Here is a 22,958-nt window from a genome sequence, read left to right on the forward strand (position 1 = left end):
TCCTTTATTTGTAACCTACCCGTTAGCTTAATCGCCGTTTTTGTCATTCTCACAAATAGATCTTCAATAATCCCATCGCCATCTTCATCAACCCAGACCATGATGCTTTGGCCTCTTCCCTTACAATAAGGGGTGTTACCAGCATACGTATGAATATAAATGTAAAGAACCCTCTAATTTCGAGAGTTCTGTTTTATGTGTGAGTATAATTTGTTGAACTATAGTTACCCGTTAGTGCAAAAATTTTTAAAACACGAGCCCTCGTACAACTAAACACGCCTTTGAAGCTTGACATTACATTCTGACGTTGTCGCAGTGACGTACTCTATATAATTCACAGAGCCGTTAAAATTTAAATAAGCTTCATAACGCATGCGGATAGCGGGTAAAGTAATCAAATCCAGAACATTTTCCTTTGGAACCCACCTGCACTCGCTCGTTTCATCAGAAGTAGTTAACTCTCCACCCACAGCTTTGCACACGAAATCAAACATGACCTTCGTAGGAACATCCGTCACACCGTCATACCACTTATGGATCGCTGTATTCGAAACAACACTAATTATATGGCTAACAGTGGCGTCTATTCCACTTTCCTCTTTGATTTCACGAATCACGCCATCAATCAGGTTTTCTCCAACTTCAGTTATCCCACCAGGATACACCCAACCATCGTCATGGGCTTTTACTAATAGGATATTTCCATTTCCATCTTCTACAATTCCGCCTGCCGATACAATATGTGTCGGAAACGCCATTTCAAGACCCCCTAATACGGTATAGTTGTATATTTATTCCACATGTTTCCTGTACTTTCCTGCTTTCGTGAATTTATATGCTTGAAAGTACTCACGAAACGATTGAACTATCCTGCCCGTTAGTGGAATGCATCGCTAATAACTCTTTAAAGCTTTGTGGGAATAGAACAATCCGATCAATACTCCCCCCCACAGTCAGGCTGCCGGAAAAATAAATTCGATGGCCTTTTTACTTATTTCACTTTTAAAATCTAAGCTGAATTATAATTTATCTAACAGAATATCTCATGTATTTACCTTTTTCTAGTATTAGTATAAAATATTTTTATATCAATACAAAAAATAAGCCATGCGAGGGAAATCGGCACACGGCTTTCATTATTATATGTATTATTAATATTGAAAACTAATTGCCGGGTAGTTGGATGCTGCTCCAGCCGCTTACATTGCATTGGCCTTCATTATTTCGACCCACAGCAACCACCGTGCCGTCCGATTTAAGCCCGACGGTATGAACGCAACCCGCCGCAACCGCCACAATATCGCGCCAGCCACTTACATTGCATTGGCCATGCTCATTCCATCCGACAGCCGCCACAGTACCGTTCGATTTAAGGCCGATGGTATGATTACTACCCGCTGCTATCGCCACAATACCGCGCCAGCCGCTTACATCGCATTGGTCACGCTTATTCCAACCCGCAGCCACCACCGTGCCATCCGTTTTAAGCCCGACGGTATGAAGGTAACCAGCAGCTGCCGCCACTATGTCGCGCCAGTCGCTTACATTGCATTGGCCATACCGATTATTACCCACAATCGTCACCGTGCCGTCCGATTTAAGCCCGACGGTATGCCAGTCGCCCGCCGCAAACGCCACCATATCACGCCAGCCACTTACATTGCATTGACCTTCATTATTTCGACCCACAGCAACCACCGTGCCATCCGATTTAAGCCCGACGGTACGACGCCAACCCGCTGCAACTGCCACCATATCGCGCCAGCCGCTTACATCGCATTGGTTATGCTTATTCCAACCCACAGCCGCCACCGTGCCGTCCGTTTTAAGCCCGATTGTATGAGAATTACCTGTATGAGCACTACCCGCCGCAAGCATCACAATACCGTGCCAGTCACTTACATCACATTGGCCATATTTATTATCACCCACAGCCGTCACTGTGCCGTCCGATTTAAGCCCGACGGTATGACGATAACCCGCCGCTATGGTATCTTTGGGAATTGCTGCAAATACCTTGCTGATCCGAACTATGTCGTTAATCTGGCCTTCCTCGCACAATTTTTGGATGCGCCGTTCTGAAGTGCTCCACTTCAACGAAGCTTCTTTCGGTGAAATGTAATCCATGGTTTACCTCCTTGAAAACAATCGATTAAATGTCTTCTAATAAGACAATATACAACAGGGCTCAAATCTCTAATAAACCGAAGAGTAGTACTTCATAATGAATAGTGTGGTGTATATAGAAAGAAAGCGAGGAAGTTAAAAACCATGAGTGAGCAAAAAAACAGAAGCAGACATTTGATTGATCCAGAAATTATCCGTGCTGTTGATTTATTTCCAACCACTGATCTTTATGAATCATTGTTAATGGAATCACTGAAGGCGCTGAATTTACTTTAAAGAGAATGAATAAAAAAGGATAATTAGTTAAAAAGCGAATTTTACCGCAAACGGCTTGCAAAATCAACACCGACAGTGGCCAGAACGCCTACGGCGATTGTCCATACCAAGACACCGATAGTCATCCATAATGTCACATAACGCCTGGATGCTCCCGATACGAGCGAAATAAACGCCCCAATATGATGGCCGAATACGAGAGGCCCAATCAGCGCAACACCAGGCACGCCGTATTTATTGAATAGCTTGCGAGCGAGTTCCATTCGCTTGCCGGAACGTCCTTCCTTCTGGTTAGCATTTCGGCGATGACGTAGTTTTTCGTACAAAACTATAATAGCCATAATAGACAGCCAGTTTCCAACCGATGCTGCTATGATCGTTGGAACGGCCGGAAAACCGACAACAATCCCTACTGAGGCCGCAATATAGCCTTCCAGAAAAGGCACGAGCGAGATCAGAAACACAGCCCCTAATTGAATAAAAATATTCGCTTCCTTTACTCCTTCTAATAGGCTCCCAATATCCATCTTCCACTTCCACCCTTCGAATGCTGCCAGTATAACAGCACATATGTAGTATCGACCTCGTTCCTTCCGGTACGATCTGTAGCCGATTCAACCAAAATAAAACAGTTCTTCAAACTTCTTGCCCAAAGCTATACAAAGAATCAAGGCCAGTTTTGCTGTTGGATTAAATTGTCCTGTTTCAATGGAACTAATGGTATTCCGAGAAACGCCGACTAATTTTGCAAGCTGTGCCTGGGATAAATTTTTTTCAGTTCTTACTTCTTTCAAATAATTTTTCAGAATCAATTCATCTTCCATCGGCTCACCCTATCTAATTTGCATAAGTTGTTATCAATTTAAAAATATGGGCAACCGATAAAATCAGCGTTACAAGTGTATAGATAATTGAAAGCACAATATCGCGTCTGCGTTTCATACGGATTGCTTTGACGATGAAACCGGCGGCGGAAATAGAAAATATAATGGCATATAAGCCAAAATCAAAACCATCTCCAAGCAGACTTTGCGTCACAAAAAAGATGGTAGCCAATATTATCGCAGTAATAGAACCAACATTTCCCGCATTTATCTGGACTTCTATTTTAAATAAATCCTTATCCTTGTTTTCTTTTCTGCTTTTCGACAAAATTTCATCTTTGTTAATGAGAATCCCTCCTAAAATATTTGCCAAGTTTTCTTGGCATACAATAAATATATACATGCCAAGTTTACTTGTCAAGCGTTTTGTAGGGTTTCCGCGTGTAATACGGCGTAGCTGTTCCAATTACCTTTTCGTCTTTACATGCAACTGCAACATAGTAGTTTGGCTGTGTCGAAATATTCTCTAACTGATTTTGCATCTTTTCAATGTTGGAATCAGTTCAATAAAATCAATGAATAATTCCGAACGAATGCTGTGATCGGTCAAGTATCTATGTTCTTGTCATTTTCGGATCGCATGGGTGGAGAAAACGATGTCCCGCGGACCGATTGAATTATCACCAAAAATCCCCTCTACCTGAGGGGATTTTTTCTAGTGCAATGCATTACGTCTCTCCTAACATTTTCTACAAACGCTAATGATAGATGAAGATGACGGAGAGAACGGAGTTTTATCCCAGTCAGCATATTGATGTTCGACGCGAAAGCCGTGATGGGTTAATAAAGAATGCAGCGTATCCTGATTCGTGAACCGACAAGCAATTCGGGAAGTCGTTCGCTTATACCCCCAATCCCGCATCGTGACCCAATGCATGATATGCTGGCTAGCATCGTAACATTGTGTGCCTGATACCTTGACGTTATTCCCATCCTTATCAATAAATGATCCCCATTCTGTCTCTTCTTGATCGGATAAATCCGTTCCCTCCGGATTACGGGTCTCAAATGCAAAGATTCCATGGGGTTGTAAATGTTTGTGAACGGTTGTGAGCAAATCGATTTGATCTTGATCACTTAAGAATGCCTGAAATGCATTACCAGTCAAATAAATCATCGAAAATCGCTTGTCCGATTCGAAGGTACGGGCATCGCTTTCCATAAAAGTAACAGTCAACCTTTCCGCCTTTAACCGCGCATATGCGAGCATCGCTGAAGAGATATCTACACCGGTCATCGTTATGCCGGCTTTCGACAGGGGTATTGTTGTTAAGCCTGTACCACAAGCAAGTTCTAACACTTCCCCAGGACTCGATCTAGCAAGCTCAAGATAGAACTGATATTTGTCCATTTCACCGTCAAATTCAAGATCGTAATTTACAGGATCTTGATATTCTTCAAGATTGCTATGTTCAATCAACGCCATTCCCCCTTTCATTTCTTGTCATAACATTTCGAATTGCAAAAAAAGAATCTATTGAATAAAATAAACAAAATGTTGCATTGAGGAAAATAATTTCTATAAGGAAGAACATGTGTTTATATAGACGCAGAAAGGATAATCGAAATGAAAGCCCTATCGCCAGACATCGCGCTTAACAGTATTATTTTACTATTTTTTTGATAATCCGTTTGGTGATAAATGGTTATAATCAATTTTTATCGAACCTTACATAACTATTCTTTAAGTCGATAATCACTACGCTATCCTGCCCGTTAGCGTAACAACAGGCTGCCGCGGCAGCCTGTTGAAGTTGAGCTATCGTTCCCAGATAGCTTAAGCTACAATCAGGACAATCTTAGTATAATTCTCCTTCATCCCCTTGTACTTTTGCATTAAGTTCACTGGCAATTTCCTTCATCTTATCAATCACATCGCCTTCATCGGCTCCTGAGACTGTAAGTTTACCATTGGAATAACTGAAAGGAACCCATGCATCATCAGCTTCCCAAATAAAAAAATCACCGCTTATTGAAATTTGGATTGGACCAGATTTTGAAAATGTATTTGAATACTCAAAATCATTTTTAGCCGCAAATATAGTCTTTAACTCATCAAGTGAAATGGGGATTTCCGTACTCTCTGTCCAATGATTTGCTCTCGTAATATGAATATCATAGCTCATAAACTTATTCTCCTTTGGATTAAACTTCACTTTAATTATAACTATATAAAGTAAGTATTCAATCAAGACTACTGTTACACTAAACTGCCCGTTAGCCATCCATGCAGCGCAAAATCAGCGCTGCACCACAGAGGATGAAAATACTATACTGGAAGTACTGCTAGGAGAGGAAGGTCGATGAACTATGGTGCGTTAGAGCCCATCCGTTAGTCTGGCTCCAGCGACCACGGGCACCACTGAATGTTGCTCCCTAGCGGGAAGCACTCATAGTAGATTAATCCTATTCTGGTTGTTGCACCAGCCTCCAATCTTGACAGCCGAAGAAAGGAGTGCTTGGCATGGATGTAATGTGAACGGTCGTGCGGTATGGATGTCCATAAGGACAATATTACGGCATGCATCATGACACCTGAAGGAAAGGAGATTCAAACATTCTCGACTACAACTGTTTTCCTGCTTAAGCTAGTGGATTGGATAAAGCTGCACGGATGTACATGTGGCCATGGAGAGTACGAGTGTATACTGGAAGCCAATTGTGAACTTAATCGAAGCAGAGGACACCTGAATTTTTAGTTGTCAACGCTCAGCATATGAAAGCAGTACCTGGGCGTAAAACCGATGTTAAAGATGCAGAGTGGATTTGCCAGCTCCTTCGTCCTGGATTGATTAAAGCCAGTTTCATTCCAGACCGTGATCAACGGGAGCTAAGAGAGCTCGTTCGGTATCGCAGGAGCATTATCGAAGAGCGTGCCCGGCATCAAGCTGGGCTCTGTTGTTTCAGATATTATGGGCTTTTCATCCAAAAACATGCTTCGCGCGATTGCCAGGTGGCATTGACGATCCTGAAGAACTTGCCGGCATGTCCCGACGTACGCTGAAACGGAAGAAGCCTGAACTCGAACTAGCTCTTCAAGGTTACACAAGCCCCCATCAGCGACTGCTGTTAAAAACCATTTTAGCTCACATCGATTTTCTAACGGAACAAATGGATATGCTGGATCAAAAAGTTGCGCGGCGTTTAAGTCCATACTAAGAAGACATCGAGCGACTGGATTCAATTCCCGGCATATCGACACGCATGGCTGAACAAATCTTAGCGGAAATCGGAACAGATATTAAAAACCAGTTTCCGAGCGCGGCTCATATGTGTTCCTGGGCAGGACTTGTTCCTGGCCACAACGAAAGTGCGGGCAAAAGGAAATCAGCTAAAACCAAAAAGGGCAATATATATTTGAGATCAGGCTTAACGGAAGTACAGCAGCGCGAAAAGGAAGGAAACGAGCAGGAATTGGAGTCGCTCATGCCATGTTGAGAATCTCCTATTACCTTCTAACTCGCAAAGAAATGTATGTTGATCTAGGGGGAGACTACTTTGATAAGCAAAGGCAACAGTCCATTGCGCGGCATGCTTTACGCAGACTTAAAGGACTAGGCTACTCCGTTACCATCACTGAACCCGAAGCCTCTTGAATCTATATAAAGCTGCAATCAAAAGATATTCAGGCGCTCTCCCCTTTTAAAAAAAATGAACGAGCTGCGTCTTCTTTAGTGCTGCCTTTTTCCATACTTTGGTGCAATGAATTTTCATAGTAGTTCAACGGAATCCGCCGTGTGCTTTGTTAATCGTTATTCCAAACAAGCTGCCCTTTTCTTATTTTTGCAGCATATATGATTTGTCCTGTATGAAAATGGACCTCTCTAAACATTGCCATTATAAGATTCAAAGCAGTCGTCTCGTTACTCACTTGACTGAATGTAAGGGGGGGCAGATTAAGGAAGGGTTGTGACATTAGTAACTCAGGAATGGACTTGAGATGTTCAAGATATTGTATAAGAATATCAAAAGAGGCTCTGGTCTTTGTTATCGCTTGCTCTTTAGACATTTTTAGCCCTTTTTCAAATTCCTTATCTCTATCTCTTGTGTCAGGAATATCTAAAAGAATTGTTTCAATTCGTGAGTGTACCGCACCTCTAATATGAGCAACTAAGTTAGCGATGCTGTTACTTTCTGGTGTCGGGGAAGAATTAATATCATCTTCAGACAACTGTTCAATCGCTTGGAGAGTCCATTTCTTCTCTGACCTGAACTTAACTAACATGCTTTCAATAAGCTCTAAGGCAATTTCCATTTAACGCCCTCCTAGTAAAAGTTTCCATCTGTTTAATACTACCAAACAAACGCTCCCCGACACAATGGTCAATTAACATTACCGTTACCACGCTAAACTGCCCGTTAGCTTAAATGGCTCTATAACAATACACTTCGGCAATCGGTTTATATTCTTGGTATGTATCGGCAATCGGATCATATTCTTGACATGGAGAAATGACAAGAATATAATCCAATAAATTAAAAAAGCAACCAAAATTATAAGTTTCGGATCGATCACTCTCCGTTCTGTTCCCACTGGTGCCAGTTAAGAAAACAGCAGCCGGTCAATGACCGACTGCTGTCGAATGAAGCTCATAGCGGCAGCTTCATCTTATATTTCCTTGACTGCTTAATGAGAAAAGTGAAGTTATACATCTAGTCCTAACTTATCAATGAGAAAATCACCTTGCTCGATTTTCAATGTCTTCTTTTCAATGCTATATTCCCATCCGGTTTCAATTGCATATATTATTAAACGTTCACAGTTCTTTGGCTTATGTGGAATGAAGTGCCAGCTGCCTTCCCATGTAAATAATACTTCGAAATATGAGGTTTTTGATGAATAAACCTTGAAATTCACGAATTTATTACTAGGGATTTCATTAATAACGCAGTGGAATTGAGAACCATTTACCATTATCTTTTTAGTTCTTTTGCAGAATGTCTTCCCCATTAATATGACCCTCCTGAATACGACATTTTTCAAACATGACGAGTCATACTGTTACTTTGAAAGTATAGCACACATGGGAACTGCCCTGCACTTAATGAATAGGCAGCCGATCGAATGGCCGGCCGCCGCTATGTCATGATTAAGCTATCGTTCCAGTTAGTTTAATTGGTAATCAGCCATTTCCTACTCTTAACTGATTCCTAACTGAAACATTAATTAAATGCTATTTCCTTAAAAATATCAGCTACCGCATCCACAGTGCTATTCCAGAGTTTCTCGCCTAGTACCTCTGTTGCCTGAGTTGGGTCGCCAATAACACCCGTTTTAGAGTATTTATAAAAATCAAGATTAGGGTCTTCCCAATCTGGCTCATCACTGTAAGGGTTGTATATTTTGTCCTCCCTTACAGTTTCTTTCCGCTTAAACATTGCCAGCGACGTAGTAAAACTATCCGCATGTCCTCCAGGTAAATTTGGGTCTCCATATTTGCACCAGACATCGTAAAATGGATAGTGCGGAATATAAGTGACTGAAACCCCATTAAAATCGCTATTAAATTTTTCTGCTACATGGTCCAAATGATGGCCCCCGCAACCTCGAAAAATCACAATTTTCTTGAATCCTTGCTGAGCAAGTGACTTTAGTACAGAATAAATCAAACCTTCATATAAATCCTGTGGAATATCTATAAAGCCATATCCGTAATTTCTGTGTTCTGGTGTTGGACCAAACGGTAACGTGGGAACAACCAGATATTTCGCACCATATTTTTCGTATGCTCTTTCTGAGGCAGAGATTGATAATTCAGATGCAAGCCAGGTGTCGAAATCAACACTTGTGTGTGGACCTTGTTGTTCGGTACATCCAGTAGGAAGAACTGCCATGTAACCTTCTTCAACCATTGCTTTTATTTCTAAATATGTAAGTTTACCATACTCAAAAGTCATCTACATTCCCCCATAATATCAGTACACTATACCATAATTATACAATTACAACCACAACTAAACTGCCCGTTCGTTTAACGGTAAATTCCTTGTTTCATTTTGTTTTTATTAAAAAAAGTGACAAGTCATCATCAACACAAACTTGACTTCCAGGTTCAACAGGCAAGTTATTGTACATTATTCCTCTCCCATCGGGGATAAAACCACGCTTCATGTACAGTCTTTGTGCAGTTCCATAGTTAGCATAAAGTCCAAATCCAATACCAATAGTATTTGACATAGCGAAAGCATCTTCTTCAAGAGCCTCAATTAATACACTTCCTATCCCACGTTTCCTGAATGGCGGGATGATGTCAAAGTTTTGAATTTCAGGTATGTCGTTTTCAGAAAAGTAAGGATATTGCGATTTATATACTACATGTCCCCATCCTACAAACTCATTCTCATAAAACACTAAGAGTGTAACTCTTTCTTTATTTTTGTTTTCTTCCCAACAACTCTTTACATAATCAAGAGGTTTGCTTATGTCATTACCAGATAACCCCTTATGTATAATATCAATATCGCTCTGTGTCATTCGACGGATTTGTAAAGGTACACTCATAGTGTATTTTCCTCCCAAGTAATTAGATGAATCCATTAATATAGTAACATACTAGTTAGGACTAAACTGGTAAAGAACAAATATTGTTGAACTATCCTGCCCATCAATTTACTGATTTCTGCAGCTCTGGATCATACACCTCACATGACTGCGCCATTCCTAGTGAATAATTTGTATGTATAATGAACTTGACAAAGGATCTAGTTTTGATTACATTATGTATAGTTTAGTTTACATTTTATGAATTATACATTAATTAGGAGGTCAATATGTCCTATCAAGAGAAAAAAGTTTATGTTTCCATCATCAGCAGTATACTCATCTTCACCCTCTACACTTTATACGCGATAAAAAATGCCGAGGAAGGCAGCATCACTTCGGCCAGCGACTTCAGTTTTTGGGGTTCCTTCATTCTCGTGCTGCTCCCGGTGTCGATTGTAGCTAAGGTTATCATTCATATTGTGTTTGTCATCTTCAATAAGATCGCCACGAATGAAGATGAGCCTTCTTTTGAAGATGAGTTTGATAAGATCATCGAGTTGAAGGCAGACCGGATTTCGCTTTATGTGTTTTTCTTCGGGTTTATATTATCCATGGTTCCGCTCGTTACAGATATTCCAACTTACTTAACGTTTCTTGTGTTGATCTGCTTCGGTTTTTTATCCGATCTACTGGGACGTATCGCTCAATTATACTTTTATAAAAAAGGAGTTTAACATGGGAAAGGATTCGATTAGCAATCATATACGGAATCTTCGCTTTCATCATGATGAGATGACCCAGCAGCAATTAGCAGATAAGGCCGGGGTCACCAGACAAACGATTGTTGCTATCGAGAAGGGGAATTATTCACCTTCATTGGAGTTGGCTTTTCGCATCGCGCGTGTTTTCGGAAAGTCTATTGAAGAGGTCTTTCAATATGATGATAAGCAATAAACGTGGATAGCCTCTTAATTCGCACGTCCCGCAAACATCCGCCAAGGGTAGGTATTATTTAGGAGGTTAATTATGTTGAGGAAGAGTACAAATTCAGGTAGAAGGTCTGCAGTAATTACTGGGGTGTTATTAATAGCCGGGTTGGTTACAGGTATATTTAGTGTTGTTCCGGTTATAGATGGAGCAGACTACCTTGTCAAGGCCTCTACAAATGAAAATCAAGTACTAATAGGAGCGTTTTTCCAGTTGTTAATGGTTATTGCTTATGTTGGTATTCCAATTTTGATGTATCCGATTCTAAGTAAGTATAATAAAGGTTTAGCTCTTGGATCTGTTGCTTTCGGCATCATTGCGGGTGTGTTCATTATTATAGGTGTAATCATTCTTCTGTTGCTATTGACATTGAGTCACGATTTTGCAAAAGTTGGAACTTTGAATGTATCGTATTTTCAGGACCTGGGTGAATTGTTACGGGAAGGCCGTGATTTGGTGAACCATGTGGCAACGACACTGGCATTTGTTGTGGCTATGTTCTTATTTAACTGCATATTTTACCAAATAAAATTAGTTCCACGTTGGTTGTCAGTTTTGGGTCTTATTGGGTCTACTTTGTCCATACTCGCAAGCTTATTATTTATGATTCGCTTTATCGGCTTGGATGCAACCTATATGATGTTGAACATTCCAATAGCCTTTCAACAATTGGTTTTGGCTATATGGCTAATCATTAAAGGATTCAACCGGGCGGAACAGGATTCTATTTCCAATTAAGATGAATGCACTAGAAAAGAGGTGTAACTGAAATGAATAAATCAGAAAAATATTGGGACAAAACAGCAAGTAAATATGATCAATTAGAGATGAGGGATGGAAAGACTTACATCCAGATAATAAAAAGAACGAAAACGCATCTCAAAATAAGCGACTTTGTTTTGGATTACGGCTGTGGGACTGGATTGATATCAAATGAAATTGCAGAATATGTGAAAGGGATTCATGCTATTGATATATCTTCTAAAATGATCGGAATTGCTGAAAAAAAGGCGGAAGAACGAAACATAGCAAATATAAACTATTCTCATTCGACCATTTTTGATGAAAGGTATAAGAAAGGCTCATTTGATGTCATCCTGGTCTTTCATGTCCTGCATTTGTTGGAAGATGTACATATCGTTCTACAAAGAATTAATGAACTGTTGAAGCCAGGAGGATTATTGATTTCTGCAACACCATGCGTGGGAGAAAAAATATTTCTAAGAAACTTGTTATACTTTGCAGGTAGAGTTGGTTTAGTGCCGAATATAAGATCATTTAAAATACGCAATTTAGTCGATACAATTGAGGAAGGGAATTTTTCAATTGTCGAATCGGATTGCTTGAAGAAAAGTACTCAGGAATATTTCATTGTTGCTAGGAAGACTCACTGAATCACCGTTATTGTTCGTCCGCGCTGGGGCCGTACATCCCTGGAACGGATATTCCGAGCAGTCGGAGATAGACCGTCAACTGTCCCCGATGATGATAAACATGATTGAACATCAGCGTGCGCGCCATGTCGATCCGGGGCGCTTCCAGGACGGTCTCCCCCTTACTGACGAGTTTCCAGTTATCCCTTAGTCCGTCTTCCCCCCACTCCCGAAGCTTGCTCTCGGCGAGAGACACGCTCCATTCCAGCGCTTTGAGCAATTCTTGGCGAGTGGTTGGCTCTGGCAGCGGAACGACTGGAACTTCGCTGACCGCCTCGTCCAGCAACAGAGCCAGCCCTCCGGGCACTCCCGCTGCGTGTAGGGCGAGCTGTCCTAAAGACATCGATCTCGGGTGCGGTCTCCAAAAGAATTTGTCTTCCGGGATCCTTTCGAGAAGCGACCGCATCGATTCGGCTTCCCTTTTCAATTCGCCGATCCAATCCTCAATAACATTCATGGTGATCTCCTCCTCTGGCCAAGGCCGTTTATCACCTTAATCCTATCACGTCATGCACGCGAACGTTTCTTACGGATTGCGGAAATCGAGAAAGTTGTTGTTCGAGGAGTAAGCTCTTAAATACGTTCAACCTATTTGTTCTCGACATGTTCCCTTCGATTATAAAAAGCGAGATAAAAATCGTGACTATGCACTTTGGCTTGGTTTTTTGCGTATACTCGTTAGCTCAAAAGCCTCTTTAGGAATCCCCAGTTCTATGGCTTTCTTCTTTTTTATCACCATGGCCTGCTGTAAGCTAGTGGCTTGAAATTCAATTGTGTTACCAGATGTATCCTCGAATGCATAGTAGCTCTTTTTATTTGACATTAACTAAGCGCCTCTCAATCTTTTCATATGATTTTTGCACGGCAATGCTCGCAGTTCATTAAATCATTATATCCACGCATCCTGTTTATAAACACGAATTGGGAATTATTGAGAGGTGTACTACAGAGTTTGTACAAAATCAGCCTTTCAGTAATCTCTCTGCAAAATTATCTTTAAAATCAGCAACTCGTTTAGATATTCCTGTAGCAATTTCAAGCATAAATAAAAGTACCTCAGTGGGTGCTAAAGTAATATCCTGATTTATTTTCTCATTATCTAGAATCCATTCTACTGCCTTGGTTTGTGGTAAGCCTGAAGACAGATGTAAGATTTCATTGAAATTGCGTGGATAGTTGTCGATTATTATATATCGCTCAATTCGCAAAGCCACACATAACGGCTTTAACACCCATCCTTTTAATCGTCCATCCACTAAATTTTCTACTGGCTCCTGTGCAGTTATGTAATGACGAATACTCATTATAACTTCGGAAATTATATTTTCAAATAAAGGAATGAATTCTTCTTTGGAAGGTTTTGTGCCAAAGTCTTCACCATATAACACTTTTGACTCAAAGTATTTAATTGGAGTAACAAAGGCTCTACCAAACCCTTGACGAGTATATTCATCCAGCGTCAGACATTGGAGATTTAATTCAAATTTGCTATATAAAGAAGGAAGATTTCGAACGATCTTACCTGTTGCAATTAATTCCCATGATGATAAATTTTCAAATAAACAATAAACATCCATATCAGAATCTTCTGTATTGTCTCCACGCACATAACTACCACACAAAGTGATGGACTTTATGTTATTGCCAAAAGTCGCCGTCATTTGATTAACAAATTGAGTAAGTAATTTTTCGGCGTCCAAATAATCCCTCCTTATTCTTCCATCGCCGTATTTTCAATTTTGTTCTCTTTTATTATTATTCCAGCGATTTGTAATTTTTGAGACTAACTTCTTTTTTTGGGGTTGGAGATAAATATCTTGGAGTGAAATAATGGAATGCCACGAATAACAATCACTGTCCCCAAATAAACAGTCATCATATATTAGACTAATAAGTAATTCCTGACTATATTCATCATTAAGGTTGATCATATTAGAAACCTCATTATATATATCCATTTCATAATATAAAATATGGTCCGCTGCTCTTTCAATGGTTATTTGTCCTGTTAAGCTAGAAAACCAAGCATAGAATGATTTCCTGCTTTCCGCAAACCCTTCTACTCCTTGATTATCTGGTTTAAATAATTTTTGGAATAGTTTTTGCTCAGTTTCTAAAATCCCATTATGATCAACCAAAAAGCTCTGTGATATCCGTCGAGTCATTTCTGCCCATATATTTTTGTAAGCATCACAAAAAAGCTGCTCTTCAAGAAGCCCCCAATGAGAAATATCGAAAGATGGGAATTTACTGTTTTTTTGCTTATTGCTGAGAAATGCATTCTGGATATAGACCAAGTAGTTTAGTGAGTATGGAGCATTAGACTTTATTGTAAAGTTGTTCAATTTAAAACGTGCCCCCTTTTTTATTTCCATCTTACATTTAGTGGATGATAATATTCAACTAAAAAGCGTACGCTCAAAACGTCCTAATTCCCGAAGCGCCAAAGCTAGCTCGTTCTGACGTGGGTAACTGCCGGAATCTCAAGCATCTGAGAGGCGGTAATGGTTACGCAAATAGTTTTTCCATTGAAACCTCCGTATCTTTTTACGGTCTTGGTTCGTTTACAAAGAGAATTTAAGAAAATACGAGGTGATATCATGTTAGCAAGCTTACAAGGCAAGGAAGTAACTATTCATTTCATAGATGGGACAAATGTATGCGACGGGGTATTGGATCAGATTGATGACAAGTTCGTTAAATACCTTACGCAATATCAGACTCTGTTTATTCCTATTACGTCAATTCGCACCGTTTCCATTGACATTAAAGAACGGCAACGCTTAAGAGTTGGATTCGCCCCATGATCTTGTTATAGCATTTGAGGAATTTAATATTATTTTATGTATAAATTTCATTTTACGGAGGCCCGATATTATGGAAATTTCAAAGGGAGTAGAAATGCTTCATCTAGATTTTCATGGGAATATTATTCACCCAATTCTTTTGTGGGATCGAGAAATGGCTGTTTTAATAGACACAGGATTCCCAGGGCAAATTGAAGATTTGCGTGTGGCAATGGAAACGGCAGGAGTGTCATTCGACAAACTAAAAGTTGTGATTTTGACGCATCAGGATGTGGATCATATAGGCAGTCTTCCTGAGATTTTGCAGGAGTGTGGCCATAATATTAAAGTATATGCACACGAACTGGATAAGCCATATATCCAGGGGGAGATCCCTCTTTTAAAAGATGGTCACCTTGAGAATCCCCCGAAGGGCAAAGTGGACGATACTTTAATAGATGGTCAGGAGCTGCCGTTTTGCAGCAGGATTCGCGTCATCCATACGCCTGGGCATACTCCTGGTCATATCAGCCTTTATTTAAGACAAAGTAAGACTCTTATTGCCGGGGATTCGATGTACAGTGTAAACGGAATTCTCGGGGGAATTCATGTCCCGACCACACCAGATATGAATGCAGCCCGTCTCTCATTGAAAAAGTATTTAGATCTCGATATTGCATCCGTGGTTTGTTATCACGGGGGATTAAGTAATGTAAATGTTAATGATCAGATATTAGGACTTAGCCAGGGATTATAAAGTTAAAGTATCAGCAAATTATCTTTTCCATCAAGTGAGTCTTTGCTCAGTTATGTTACTGCGGGTGAGAAACATACGGAATATGTCTTGTCGACGGTTTCTCACAAACATGGAGAAGGAAACAATGAGTTACTTCACTATCCTGCCCGTTAGCGTAACAACAGGCCGCCGCGGCAGCCTGTTGTTTAATGTTGAACTATCGTTTCCCGGTAGCTCAATTAAATTCTTTTTACAGATTCCTTTATTGTTATTTTTTCGTCTTGATCATATATTTCATAAATTTCAAAAGTACCTGCTTCAAAAAATAATGGAAATCTTCTCTTGAACCAGGATTGCATGGGATAATTTAATGCTTCGTTAATCGCTACCCATTTTAATTCTCCTTCAGGAGGGTTTTTTAGTAATTCTCCTTCAAATGAAGTGGCCAGATAATTAAAAACCATATATCTAAAGTTTTGTTTCGGATCTACATACTCATCTATCCCTTTATAAACTAGATCAGTTATTCTTAAGCCTGTTTCTTCCCAAACCTCTCGTATTGCACCTTCAGTTAAACTCTCGGGAAAGTCTATTTTCCCCCCAGGACCAATCCAACCAGGAAAACCAAGCTTATTGGGACGGTTCACTAATAGTACTTTATCGTTGTACTTCACTAAACACATTGTATAAAGTACAACCTTAATGTCATTCGATTCCTCTGTTATCATTGAAAAATCTCCTTCTTGATGAAATCTTACAAAATCACAATGCATTAAAAGAATTCGATAACTGGTTAAATTATCCTGCCCGTTAGCGCAACGAAGGCTACCATTTGTTATGGCAGCCCTTTTAGCATTGAATTATCATTTCGGTAGCGTAACAATTAATATTGAAATCACCTGAAAAAAAGTCAGATGCAATCTTACCCCATTGATTCAGCTAGTTGTATCATCTCATCTTTCGTTAAACTAAAGCTATCCATCTTTATATAAGTACCTTCTTGAATCCAACATAAAAAACCACCATTCTCCCCCCTAGTTTTCCACCATGGACTAAATCGCCCCAAATGATTATTAATAAATACCTTTTCTACAATATAATCAGGACTCGTTGATTCTTTCTCAAGAATGGTGTATCTCGTTGCTTTAAACTGTTGGATACCAAGCATAAACTCAGCATCTTGATAAAAATAATGTAGTCGAATATCCAAAGAAAAGAACTACTATTAATATCAATTTTCTTTTCATTATACTCACCCAAACCTAGTTTTCCTTTTATACCAATTACTATGCAACTATATCCGTTACTTCAATGAAAAAGAGGAACTGCCAAATAGCAAGCCCCTCCTCTATATTTTGTTCTTCAGACAATCCCAACATCAATTCATCACAAAATAAGAAACCGCATTGTATGATTCAAAATTGCTTCTCATTCCCAAAATGGCGTGCCTGTAAATAAAAACTCTTCCCCATTTGCATACCTGCCAAATTCACGAGCTGCAGACTTTTTCACATCAGTCGGTAGCCAATTGTTCGCTCCAGGCATACCGAGTGCATTTCTTATCACAACTAGCCGCAATGCAATAAATAATCCATCTATTTGTGCCACATAATCATTCGGTAGCGGAAAGTGCATTCCATACCAATCCATGTAATGCTGTCTGGTATTGGGGTGAATAAAAAAGAATGTGATGGCCAAGTCAGTGAGAAAAAAACCGAATCCACTCGCGCCAAAGTCAATGGGATTGGCAACACCATTTACAAACACGATATTGGGAGGGACGATATCACCGTGCAATACGCCCCAAGTCAACTTATTTATAGGGAGTGTGTCAAGCAGGGACATTGCTCTTTCCCCAGCGGCTTCAAGTATCTGAACATCATGTGCATCTAATAATCCATCCCTCACCTGCTGCTTAAGCAAGTCCAGAGCAGTCTGTATACGTGCACTATTAATCGTTGGACGGATAAAAGATGAAGGGGGCTGCCACTTACTGGCATGATGGTGCAAAGCTGCCGTCATTTCAGCGGTGGATTTCAATTCTTGTTCATTGGTAAAGTATGGATTTTGCTCGCCTGTCACCCAACTGAGCAACGTGCAATTCATATCGCCTACTTGCGTAACATACGACCCTTGCTGATTACGGTTTGGCACAGGAAGGGTCAGACTAGTATCACGATTAAGCGCATCCAGCCATACCAACTCAGAATCCAGCACATCTGGGCTCGTCCATATCTTTTCAAGCGTACTGCTTTTAGATTCGTGAACACGAAGGCTGTATAATAACCCACGATTGTCTTCAATTTTGAAAACCGCAGCACCACTTTGAGCTAATGGCGATACGGATACAACGTTTATATCGTACTGAGCAAGCGCATGCTGCGCAATGATTGCATTATCCATTCTGTTCATACTTTCCATAGGAAATCGCCCCCTAACACTAAGGTAATGATATGACACTTCAGGGGGAAGAGGTTCTTCCCCCTTTATGTAGTTGAAAAATTGTAACTTTGCCTTCTCTTAATTGGTCCTCAGTATAGATTAACTCCCCTAATGTCCAAAAACCCTTTTGTATGCTTCCATCAGAATAGGTTTTGACACCATATCCGTGCTCCAGATTATCCTGCCAGTTACCTTCAAATTTTGTTCCATCGTTCCATTCATAAGTCCCTTTTCCATGGAACAGACCTTCTTTCCATTCCCCTCGATAACAGTCGCCGTTAGCGTACTCCTTAATACCAAAACCGTATTCGCTATCTTTGTACCATTGACCTTCATACTTAGTCCCATCTGACCAACGATACACACCCTTACCAGACTTCATCCCATTACTGATTTGCCCTTTATAAGTCTCATTTGCTTCCAATTCAATATAATATTCATCCTCATTACCATCTACCCAAATTCCTTCGACTATCTTATCTTCGATGTGAGTGATGGATTTTCTATCATTAGTTTCGTTCTCGGCATTGGATAGGGAATGCAAGGTTGTAATTTGAGGTCTAAGCAGTAAAGGAGGAGGACTGAATTGGTCGTTAATGTAGGTTTTGATATACCATGAAGTTAAATCATAAATGTTAATCATAAGTTGATTCACTTTACTTGACTCCAATAACATGGCACTTTCTCTTGTATCAATAAACTCAAGTTGCTTCAAAGTAGACACTAAATGTTCTGGTAAGATTTCTATATTCAATATTGCTTGAAGGTTTAATAACGGCTCTGTATGTATTAGTTTAACCTGTTCATTCATGAGGATCTTCTTAATGAGCAGCCTTCCTATTTCCTTCAAATGTCCCAAAGCAATACCCAGGTCGAAGCTTAATGCTCGATCTGCATCATCAGCTAAGATGTAGATATCCGGCATTTCTTTTTCAAATGCTTTAAAGTTCATTTTGCCTTGCCTCCTTTAACTTAAAGACAGTTTCAACAAACTCCAGAAATACCTTCAGACTTTTCCGCATAATATTGAGCCTGTGCGTTCCACAACTCAAAATATTTACCGCTTGAAATTTTAAGTAATTCAACATGTGTGCCTAATTGAACAATCTGACCATCATGAAAAACAGCTATCTGATCACAAAACCGGCATGATGAAAGTCTATGTGAAATAAACAAAGCCGTCTTACTGCCAATCATTTCGTTGAATTTTGAATACACTTCAAATTCAGAGATTGGGTCGAGGGCGGCGGTAGGCTCATCTAGCACAACAATCGGCGCATCCTTGTAGATGGCGCGTGCCAAGGCGATCTTCTGTGCCTCACCGCCTGAAATGTCGACTCCGTCCTCTTCAAAGTTTTTATAAATGGATTGTCCTACATGTAATGGAAGTTCGCGTACTCTATCGGCAATTCCTGCTTTTTCAAGTGAGCGCCAAACTTTTTCTTCATCGTAGTCTTTCGATACCGCCACATTTTGCCCTATAGGAAAAGCAAGCAGCTGAAAATCTTGGAACACAACTGAAAAGAGATTTACGTAGGCGTTATAATCATATTTCTTTATATCCTTCCCATTAAGGGTTATGTATCCCGAACCCGGACTGTAAAGCCGGCAAAGCAATTTAATCATTGTTGATTTTCCAGAACCATTCATTCCTACTATAGCAGTTCGACTGTTTGATGATAGCTTTATTGTCAGGTTTTTCAGTGCATATTCTTCACAAGATGGATAACGGAAGCTGACGTCATGAAATTCAATCTCCCATCCTGCATCTGAGATGACAGGAATTTCTTTGCCTTCATGCATGTCTGAAGGTAAATCAATAAATTCATAAAGCAATTCAAGATAGTTATTGTTACTTCTTATTTTTGAAAGCGAGACCGACAGACTTCCCACTGCAGAAACAAGCCTGAATATTGCAGCATAACTTTGTGTAACACTTCCAATACTTATCGTACCTGAAAGAGCTTTGAGACCAATGAAAATATAAATAAAACCACCGATAAGAGCCGATATCGCCGAATTTAAGCTGAGATATTTTTGATTAAGACTGTATGTGCCATTCACTACATTTAACCAAGGCAATCGTCCCTTTGTAAGCACTTCATCTATAATAAGTTTCCGCTGATCAAATATTCGCACATCCTTACCTGCCTGATCATCTTCAAGGTAAAAATAATTATAGTATGCGATGTATCCATTAATTTTTGCTCCGTTTTGAAACAACTCAAATTCTTTCATTTTAGCTGATCTTGAATTTTTCACTGTAAGCACAATACAAAATATGATTCCTGCAATTAGCAGCAAGGAAAACCAAATCGAATTCACTGCGCCTGTAATACCGCTACCTGCAGCAGCAGTTGCTGTAATAGCGCCAGCTGATATCATGATGGCAATGATCACTGAAATTGAACTTTCGACAATGGATGCTATATGTTCAATTATTGCTTTAACCCCTCCTCCCGCTGCATACATATTTCCCATGATTTTTTCCCGCAACTCTGTGCACTTGGGATCTTCCAGCTTTGTAAAATCCATTGTTAGGGTTTTGTCATTAAGAAAGTTTTGAAATCTCGCCTCAAACATTTCGTTCATGATCATTATTTGTTTCGATACCCATTCAGCTATTACGGTCATCAGTAGTGTCCCACCGATCGTTACTCCTACATAGAAGGCAAGTAAATTTAGATTTCGATTGCCCAGCAATTCATCAATGATTACAGCTAACATGTATATCGAAATGTAAGGAGTAATGGCGTTGAACATCGACTTTACAATCGACAGCTCTAAAAATCCCGGTGAAATCTGCCTGATAATCGTACATCCACGTTGTATGAAATGCAGATCTTGTTTTATACTTCTCCGATCGGCTTTGCTTATCATATGGCTTCCTCCCCTACGCTGTTTTTATAATACTGGCTTTGAATATCAAAAATTTCCTTATATTTTCCGCTGAGTGCCATAAGCTCATCATGTGTCCCGGTCTCCGCAATTTGTTTATCGTTGATAAGGATGATTCTGTCGCAAAAGCGTGTGGAAGAAAGCCTATGTGAAATAAAAATCGCTGTTTTGTTTTCTGTCAGTTCATCGTATTTGAGATACATATGATTTTCAGCTATCGGATCCAGTGCTGCCGTCGGCTCGTCAAGTATAATCAGTGGAGCATCTTTGTAAAGCGCTCGCGCCAACATTAGTTTCTGGTTTTCTCCTCCTGAAAGTTCAACACCATGATCGGTCACTGAAGGTACAAGATTGGTGTCAAAACCATTTGGAAAGCTTTCAATTTTTCCTTTGATATCTGCTAGTTCCGTGCATTTATTAAGTTTTTTCCAGTCGATATCACTGTCAGAACAAAACGTAATATTTTTGGCAATACTCACAGGCAGCAAACAAACATTTTGATATACGGCAGTAATAAGGGAATAATATTCGTCTCTGTTAAATTCCTTTATATCTATTCCGTTCATAAGGACACGCCCTGAAACAGGTTCCAGAAGACCGCAAATCAGTTTAACTAATGTTGTCTTACCCGCTCCATTTGTGCCTACAACCGCAAGCTTCTCTCCTTTACGAATTTTCAAGTTTATATGGTCAAGAATAAGTTCATTACTGCCTTCATAACTAAAACTGACATTTTCAAGAACAACTTCAACCGGCTCGCTTACAGGCGGAAGCGATGCCCCTTCATCCCTTCTCATCTTATCCATTGTATCTATGAAATACCGATAATCGTATACCTTATAATTTGCTGTTGAAAGTCTTCCAATTCTGCTTACGATTTGCTCAAGCCATTGTCCAAATCCGGTAATGGCACCAAAGTAAAGCACAAATTCCCCAATAGAGATCTCATTATTAAGCATCTTCCATATAAGAAAAATATACGCACCTCCGTTTCGCACAAATAGTAAAAGAGCTTCAAACAGTACCTGCATAAAACGCTTCGATGCAATTTTTTTCTGCCAATTGTATTGCTCCTCCATAAAGAACTCAGACATACTGTTTATCCATGTCTTCATGTTATACATCCGTATATCTTTTGCAATAGAACTATCACTAGTACGACTTACAACATAATCAAGTTGACGATCCATTTTTGCCCGCTCATCTTTGGTATGGTGCTGCCATTTTTCTATATTTAAAACAAGGAGTACGTTAATAACATAACTCAATATAAGCAAAAGGATGATAACGGGGTTGAGCATGATAAGAATGGTACAGTATGAAAAAAATCCAAAAATGTTTTTCATCAGTTCGATAAAATGCGGATAAAATGAAACCATATTAACGTTGATATTCCTGCTTAATGCCTGGTGGGATCGCTCAATGTTTGTTTTGCCTGCCGGGGAAGCGAAATGAGGATAATCCATATCAACAATTTTCCATGATTTTTTGATATAGAAATGCAAATTCCATATTCGAACAGAACCCATAAAAATGCTTTGTTCCATATAATAACTAACATACATCAGAACCATCATGGCAATCGTCAATAAGCTTAGTTGCATAACGAATTCATAAACCGGAACAGAATGCTCAATTGCGTCAAGCACAATTTTGGGGATCCATATGCCCAGGAAAGATACAGCAATATCTGAAGGAATTCTAATAAACGGTACAAAAACTCCCTTTTTTTCAAAGTTCCACAGCTCACGAATCATAAATATCAAATTGCTAATAAAGCCGTATGTATGCTTTCGCTTTTCACTTTCCATATTCTCCCTCTTTTCGTTTGTCGATTTCTTACTAAAGATAAGGGAAATTTCGGAAAAAGTATAGACTAATAATTTTCTTTCAGTTATAATAATA

At 39.7% G+C, this 22,958-nt stretch carries 28 protein-coding genes and 2 pseudogenes; 8 read left to right on the forward strand and 22 right to left on the reverse strand.

Going from position 1 to position 22,958, the window contains the following annotated elements; genetic code table 11:
- Positions 1–269: 269 nt before the first annotated feature.
- Positions 270–758, reverse strand: coding sequence for an NUDIX hydrolase (locus J2Z66_RS05470; RefSeq protein ID WP_209970372.1), 489 nt, complete (start codon positions 756–758; stop codon positions 270–272).
- A gap of 406 nt (positions 759–1,164) precedes the next feature.
- Positions 1,165–2,127, reverse strand: coding sequence for an RCC1 domain-containing protein (locus tag J2Z66_RS05475; protein WP_209970373.1), 963 nt, complete (start codon positions 2,125–2,127; stop codon positions 1,165–1,167).
- 144 nt (positions 2,128–2,271) lie between these two features.
- Between J2Z66_RS05475 and J2Z66_RS43335 the strand changes: the two genes are divergently transcribed.
- Positions 2,272–2,403, forward strand: a complete 132-nt coding sequence (locus J2Z66_RS43335) for a hypothetical protein (protein WP_281068796.1) — start codon at positions 2,272–2,274, stop codon at positions 2,401–2,403.
- A 41-nt stretch (positions 2,404–2,444) separates the two neighbouring features.
- Here the strand turns inward: J2Z66_RS43335 and J2Z66_RS05485 are convergent, their stop codons facing one another.
- The 5 genes from J2Z66_RS05485 to J2Z66_RS05505 all read right to left on the reverse strand — a co-directional run bounded on the left by J2Z66_RS05485 (position 2,445) and on the right by J2Z66_RS05505 (position 5,413).
- The gene (locus J2Z66_RS05485) at positions 2,445–2,930 is read right to left on the reverse strand and encodes a small multi-drug export protein (protein WP_209970374.1); all 486 of its coding nucleotides are present in this window, start codon (positions 2,928–2,930) and stop codon (positions 2,445–2,447) included.
- 87 nt (positions 2,931–3,017) lie between these two features.
- Positions 3,018–3,227 carry a helix-turn-helix transcriptional regulator gene (locus tag J2Z66_RS05490; protein ID WP_209970375.1) on the reverse strand — a complete coding sequence of 70 codons (210 nt, stop codon included), beginning with the start codon at positions 3,225–3,227 and terminating at the stop codon, positions 3,018–3,020.
- A 13-nt stretch (positions 3,228–3,240) separates the two neighbouring features.
- Positions 3,241–3,693: a DUF6442 family protein gene (locus tag J2Z66_RS05495; RefSeq protein ID WP_209970376.1), complete on the reverse strand. Its 453-nt coding sequence runs from the start codon at positions 3,691–3,693 to the stop codon at positions 3,241–3,243.
- Positions 3,694–3,966: 273 nt separating this feature from the next.
- Positions 3,967–4,707 carry a class I SAM-dependent DNA methyltransferase gene (locus tag J2Z66_RS05500; protein ID WP_209970377.1) on the reverse strand — a complete coding sequence of 247 codons (741 nt, stop codon included), beginning with the start codon at positions 4,705–4,707 and terminating at the stop codon, positions 3,967–3,969.
- Positions 4,708–5,086: 379 nt separating this feature from the next.
- Positions 5,087–5,413 (reverse strand): hypothetical protein, encoded by a 327-nt coding sequence (locus tag J2Z66_RS05505; RefSeq protein WP_209970378.1) that lies wholly within the window; start codon positions 5,411–5,413, stop codon positions 5,087–5,089.
- A gap of 366 nt (positions 5,414–5,779) precedes the next feature.
- On the opposite strand from J2Z66_RS05505, the pseudogene J2Z66_RS05510 reads away from it, so the two are divergent.
- Positions 5,780–6,883: pseudogene (locus tag J2Z66_RS05510) on the forward strand (IS110 family RNA-guided transposase).
- 149 nt (positions 6,884–7,032) lie between these two features.
- Here J2Z66_RS05510 and J2Z66_RS05515 read toward each other — a convergent pair.
- From J2Z66_RS05515 to J2Z66_RS05530, 4 genes are all read right to left on the reverse strand, one after another.
- Positions 7,033–7,542, reverse strand: a complete 510-nt coding sequence (locus J2Z66_RS05515; RefSeq protein ID WP_209970379.1) for a DUF1572 family protein — start codon at positions 7,540–7,542, stop codon at positions 7,033–7,035.
- Between the two features lie 390 nt (positions 7,543–7,932).
- Complete coding sequence (locus J2Z66_RS05520) at positions 7,933–8,238, reverse strand: hypothetical protein (RefSeq protein WP_209970380.1); 306 nt, start codon at positions 8,236–8,238, stop codon at positions 7,933–7,935.
- A 212-nt stretch (positions 8,239–8,450) separates the two neighbouring features.
- Positions 8,451–9,185, reverse strand: coding sequence for a creatininase family protein (locus J2Z66_RS05525; protein WP_209970381.1), 735 nt, complete (start codon positions 9,183–9,185; stop codon positions 8,451–8,453).
- A 94-nt stretch (positions 9,186–9,279) separates the two neighbouring features.
- Positions 9,280–9,789, reverse strand: coding sequence for a GNAT family N-acetyltransferase (locus J2Z66_RS05530; protein ID WP_209970382.1), 510 nt, complete (start codon positions 9,787–9,789; stop codon positions 9,280–9,282).
- 269 nt (positions 9,790–10,058) lie between these two features.
- Here J2Z66_RS05530 and J2Z66_RS05535 point away from each other — a divergent pair, with 269 nt between their 5' ends.
- The 4 genes from J2Z66_RS05535 to J2Z66_RS05550 all read left to right on the forward strand — a co-directional run bounded on the left by J2Z66_RS05535 (position 10,059) and on the right by J2Z66_RS05550 (position 12,152).
- Positions 10,059–10,505, forward strand: coding sequence for a hypothetical protein (locus tag J2Z66_RS05535; RefSeq protein WP_209970383.1), 447 nt, complete (start codon positions 10,059–10,061; stop codon positions 10,503–10,505).
- Position 10,506: 1 nt separating this feature from the next.
- A complete protein-coding gene (locus tag J2Z66_RS05540; RefSeq protein WP_209970384.1) occupies positions 10,507–10,725 on the forward strand; it encodes a helix-turn-helix transcriptional regulator in 219 nt (72 codons plus the stop codon).
- A 72-nt stretch (positions 10,726–10,797) separates the two neighbouring features.
- Positions 10,798–11,496 (forward strand): DUF4386 domain-containing protein, encoded by a 699-nt coding sequence (locus J2Z66_RS05545; protein ID WP_209970385.1) that lies wholly within the window; start codon positions 10,798–10,800, stop codon positions 11,494–11,496.
- Positions 11,497–11,528: 32 nt separating this feature from the next.
- Positions 11,529–12,152, forward strand: a complete 624-nt coding sequence (locus tag J2Z66_RS05550; RefSeq protein ID WP_209970386.1) for a class I SAM-dependent methyltransferase — start codon at positions 11,529–11,531, stop codon at positions 12,150–12,152.
- Between the two features lie 7 nt (positions 12,153–12,159).
- Here J2Z66_RS05550 and J2Z66_RS05555 read toward each other — a convergent pair whose 3' ends face one another.
- The 5 genes and pseudogenes from J2Z66_RS05555 to J2Z66_RS43990 all read right to left on the reverse strand — a co-directional run.
- Positions 12,160–12,648, reverse strand: a complete 489-nt coding sequence (locus J2Z66_RS05555; RefSeq protein WP_209970387.1) for a DinB family protein — start codon at positions 12,646–12,648, stop codon at positions 12,160–12,162.
- A 186-nt stretch (positions 12,649–12,834) separates the two neighbouring features.
- Complete coding sequence (locus J2Z66_RS05560) at positions 12,835–13,014, reverse strand: hypothetical protein (protein WP_209970388.1); 180 nt, start codon at positions 13,012–13,014, stop codon at positions 12,835–12,837.
- 139 nt (positions 13,015–13,153) lie between these two features.
- Positions 13,154–13,891 (reverse strand): nucleotidyltransferase domain-containing protein, encoded by a 738-nt coding sequence (locus J2Z66_RS05565; protein ID WP_209970389.1) that lies wholly within the window; start codon positions 13,889–13,891, stop codon positions 13,154–13,156.
- Positions 13,892–13,924: 33 nt separating this feature from the next.
- Positions 13,925–14,536, reverse strand: coding sequence for a hypothetical protein (locus J2Z66_RS05570; RefSeq protein ID WP_209970390.1), 612 nt, complete (start codon positions 14,534–14,536; stop codon positions 13,925–13,927).
- Between the two features lie 60 nt (positions 14,537–14,596).
- Positions 14,597–14,700: pseudogene (locus tag J2Z66_RS43990) on the reverse strand (Tn3 family transposase); the annotation flags it as partial.
- 91 nt (positions 14,701–14,791) lie between these two features.
- Here J2Z66_RS43990 and J2Z66_RS05575 point away from each other — a divergent pair.
- Together J2Z66_RS05575 and J2Z66_RS05580 are read left to right on the forward strand one after the other, a co-directional pair.
- On the forward strand, positions 14,792–14,998 hold the full coding sequence (locus tag J2Z66_RS05575; protein ID WP_209970391.1) for a hypothetical protein: 207 nt from the start codon (positions 14,792–14,794) through the stop codon (positions 14,996–14,998).
- 70 nt (positions 14,999–15,068) lie between these two features.
- A complete protein-coding gene (locus tag J2Z66_RS05580; RefSeq protein WP_209970392.1) occupies positions 15,069–15,734 on the forward strand; it encodes an MBL fold metallo-hydrolase in 666 nt (221 codons plus the stop codon).
- Positions 15,735–15,952: 218 nt separating this feature from the next.
- Here J2Z66_RS05580 and J2Z66_RS05585 read toward each other — a convergent pair whose 3' ends face one another.
- From J2Z66_RS05585 to J2Z66_RS05610, 6 genes are all read right to left on the reverse strand, one after another.
- Positions 15,953–16,441 (reverse strand): 8-oxo-dGTP diphosphatase, encoded by a 489-nt coding sequence (locus tag J2Z66_RS05585; protein ID WP_209970393.1) that lies wholly within the window; start codon positions 16,439–16,441, stop codon positions 15,953–15,955.
- A gap of 194 nt (positions 16,442–16,635) precedes the next feature.
- Positions 16,636–16,923: a DUF4367 domain-containing protein gene (locus J2Z66_RS05590; protein ID WP_209970394.1), complete on the reverse strand. Its 288-nt coding sequence runs from the start codon at positions 16,921–16,923 to the stop codon at positions 16,636–16,638.
- A gap of 218 nt (positions 16,924–17,141) precedes the next feature.
- Positions 17,142–18,134 carry a phosphotransferase enzyme family protein gene (locus J2Z66_RS05595; protein ID WP_245375309.1) on the reverse strand — a complete coding sequence of 331 codons (993 nt, stop codon included), beginning with the start codon at positions 18,132–18,134 and terminating at the stop codon, positions 17,142–17,144.
- 40 nt (positions 18,135–18,174) lie between these two features.
- A complete protein-coding gene (locus J2Z66_RS05600; protein WP_209970395.1) occupies positions 18,175–19,107 on the reverse strand; it encodes an MORN repeat-containing protein in 933 nt (310 codons plus the stop codon).
- Between the two features lie 32 nt (positions 19,108–19,139).
- Positions 19,140–21,035 carry an ABC transporter ATP-binding protein gene (locus tag J2Z66_RS05605; RefSeq protein WP_209970396.1) on the reverse strand — a complete coding sequence of 632 codons (1,896 nt, stop codon included), beginning with the start codon at positions 21,033–21,035 and terminating at the stop codon, positions 19,140–19,142.
- A complete protein-coding gene (locus tag J2Z66_RS05610; protein WP_209970397.1) occupies positions 21,032–22,864 on the reverse strand; it encodes an ABC transporter ATP-binding protein in 1,833 nt (610 codons plus the stop codon). Before J2Z66_RS05610 ends, J2Z66_RS05605 begins: the two co-directional genes overlap by 4 nt.
- Positions 22,865–22,958 lie beyond the last annotated feature (94 nt).

The sequence above is a fragment of the Paenibacillus eucommiae genome, assembly GCF_017874215.1.
GTDB lineage: Bacteria > Bacillota > Bacilli > Paenibacillales > NBRC-103111 > Paenibacillus_AI > Paenibacillus_AI eucommiae.

Bases quoted from the DNA above. Each gene is read 5' to 3' on its own strand.
- J2Z66_RS05595 (WP_245375309.1), bottom strand. From the start codon at position 18,134: ATGGAAAGTATGAACAGAATGGATAATGCAATCATTGCGCAGCATGCG.
- J2Z66_RS05610 (WP_209970397.1), bottom strand. From the start codon at position 22,864: ATGGAAAGTGAAAAGCGAAAGCATACATACGGCTTTATTAGCAATTTG.
- J2Z66_RS05555 (WP_209970387.1), bottom strand. From the start codon at position 12,648: ATGAATGTTATTGAGGATTGGATCGGCGAATTGAAAAGGGAAGCCGAA.
- J2Z66_RS05585 (WP_209970393.1), bottom strand. From the start codon at position 16,441: ATGATAACAGAGGAATCGAATGACATTAAGGTTGTACTTTATACAATG.
- J2Z66_RS05545 (WP_209970385.1), top strand. From the start codon at position 10,798: ATGTTGAGGAAGAGTACAAATTCAGGTAGAAGGTCTGCAGTAATTACT.
- J2Z66_RS05485 (WP_209970374.1), bottom strand. From the start codon at position 2,930: ATGGATATTGGGAGCCTATTAGAAGGAGTAAAGGAAGCGAATATTTTT.
- J2Z66_RS05475 (WP_209970373.1), bottom strand. From the start codon at position 2,127: ATGGATTACATTTCACCGAAAGAAGCTTCGTTGAAGTGGAGCACTTCA.
- J2Z66_RS05540 (WP_209970384.1), top strand. From the start codon at position 10,507: ATGGGAAAGGATTCGATTAGCAATCATATACGGAATCTTCGCTTTCAT.
- J2Z66_RS05530 (WP_209970382.1), bottom strand. From the start codon at position 9,789: ATGAGTGTACCTTTACAAATCCGTCGAATGACACAGAGCGATATTGAT.
- J2Z66_RS05580 (WP_209970392.1), top strand. From the start codon at position 15,069: ATGGAAATTTCAAAGGGAGTAGAAATGCTTCATCTAGATTTTCATGGG.
- J2Z66_RS05515 (WP_209970379.1), bottom strand. From the start codon at position 7,542: ATGGAAATTGCCTTAGAGCTTATTGAAAGCATGTTAGTTAAGTTCAGG.
- J2Z66_RS05605 (WP_209970396.1), bottom strand. From the start codon at position 21,035: ATGATAAGCAAAGCCGATCGGAGAAGTATAAAACAAGATCTGCATTTC.
- J2Z66_RS05525 (WP_209970381.1), bottom strand. From the start codon at position 9,185: ATGACTTTTGAGTATGGTAAACTTACATATTTAGAAATAAAAGCAATG.
- J2Z66_RS05535 (WP_209970383.1), top strand. From the start codon at position 10,059: ATGTCCTATCAAGAGAAAAAAGTTTATGTTTCCATCATCAGCAGTATA.
- J2Z66_RS05520 (WP_209970380.1), bottom strand. From the start codon at position 8,238: ATGGGGAAGACATTCTGCAAAAGAACTAAAAAGATAATGGTAAATGGT.
- J2Z66_RS05560 (WP_209970388.1), bottom strand. From the start codon at position 13,014: ATGTCAAATAAAAAGAGCTACTATGCATTCGAGGATACATCTGGTAAC.
- J2Z66_RS05575 (WP_209970391.1), top strand. From the start codon at position 14,792: ATGTTAGCAAGCTTACAAGGCAAGGAAGTAACTATTCATTTCATAGAT.
- J2Z66_RS05550 (WP_209970386.1), top strand. From the start codon at position 11,529: ATGAATAAATCAGAAAAATATTGGGACAAAACAGCAAGTAAATATGAT.
- J2Z66_RS05470 (WP_209970372.1), bottom strand. From the start codon at position 758: ATGGCGTTTCCGACACATATTGTATCGGCAGGCGGAATTGTAGAAGAT.
- J2Z66_RS05505 (WP_209970378.1), bottom strand. From the start codon at position 5,413: ATGAGCTATGATATTCATATTACGAGAGCAAATCATTGGACAGAGAGT.
- J2Z66_RS43335 (WP_281068796.1), top strand. From the start codon at position 2,272: ATGAGTGAGCAAAAAAACAGAAGCAGACATTTGATTGATCCAGAAATT.
- J2Z66_RS05600 (WP_209970395.1), bottom strand. From the start codon at position 19,107: ATGAACTTTAAAGCATTTGAAAAAGAAATGCCGGATATCTACATCTTA.
- J2Z66_RS05490 (WP_209970375.1), bottom strand. From the start codon at position 3,227: ATGGAAGATGAATTGATTCTGAAAAATTATTTGAAAGAAGTAAGAACT.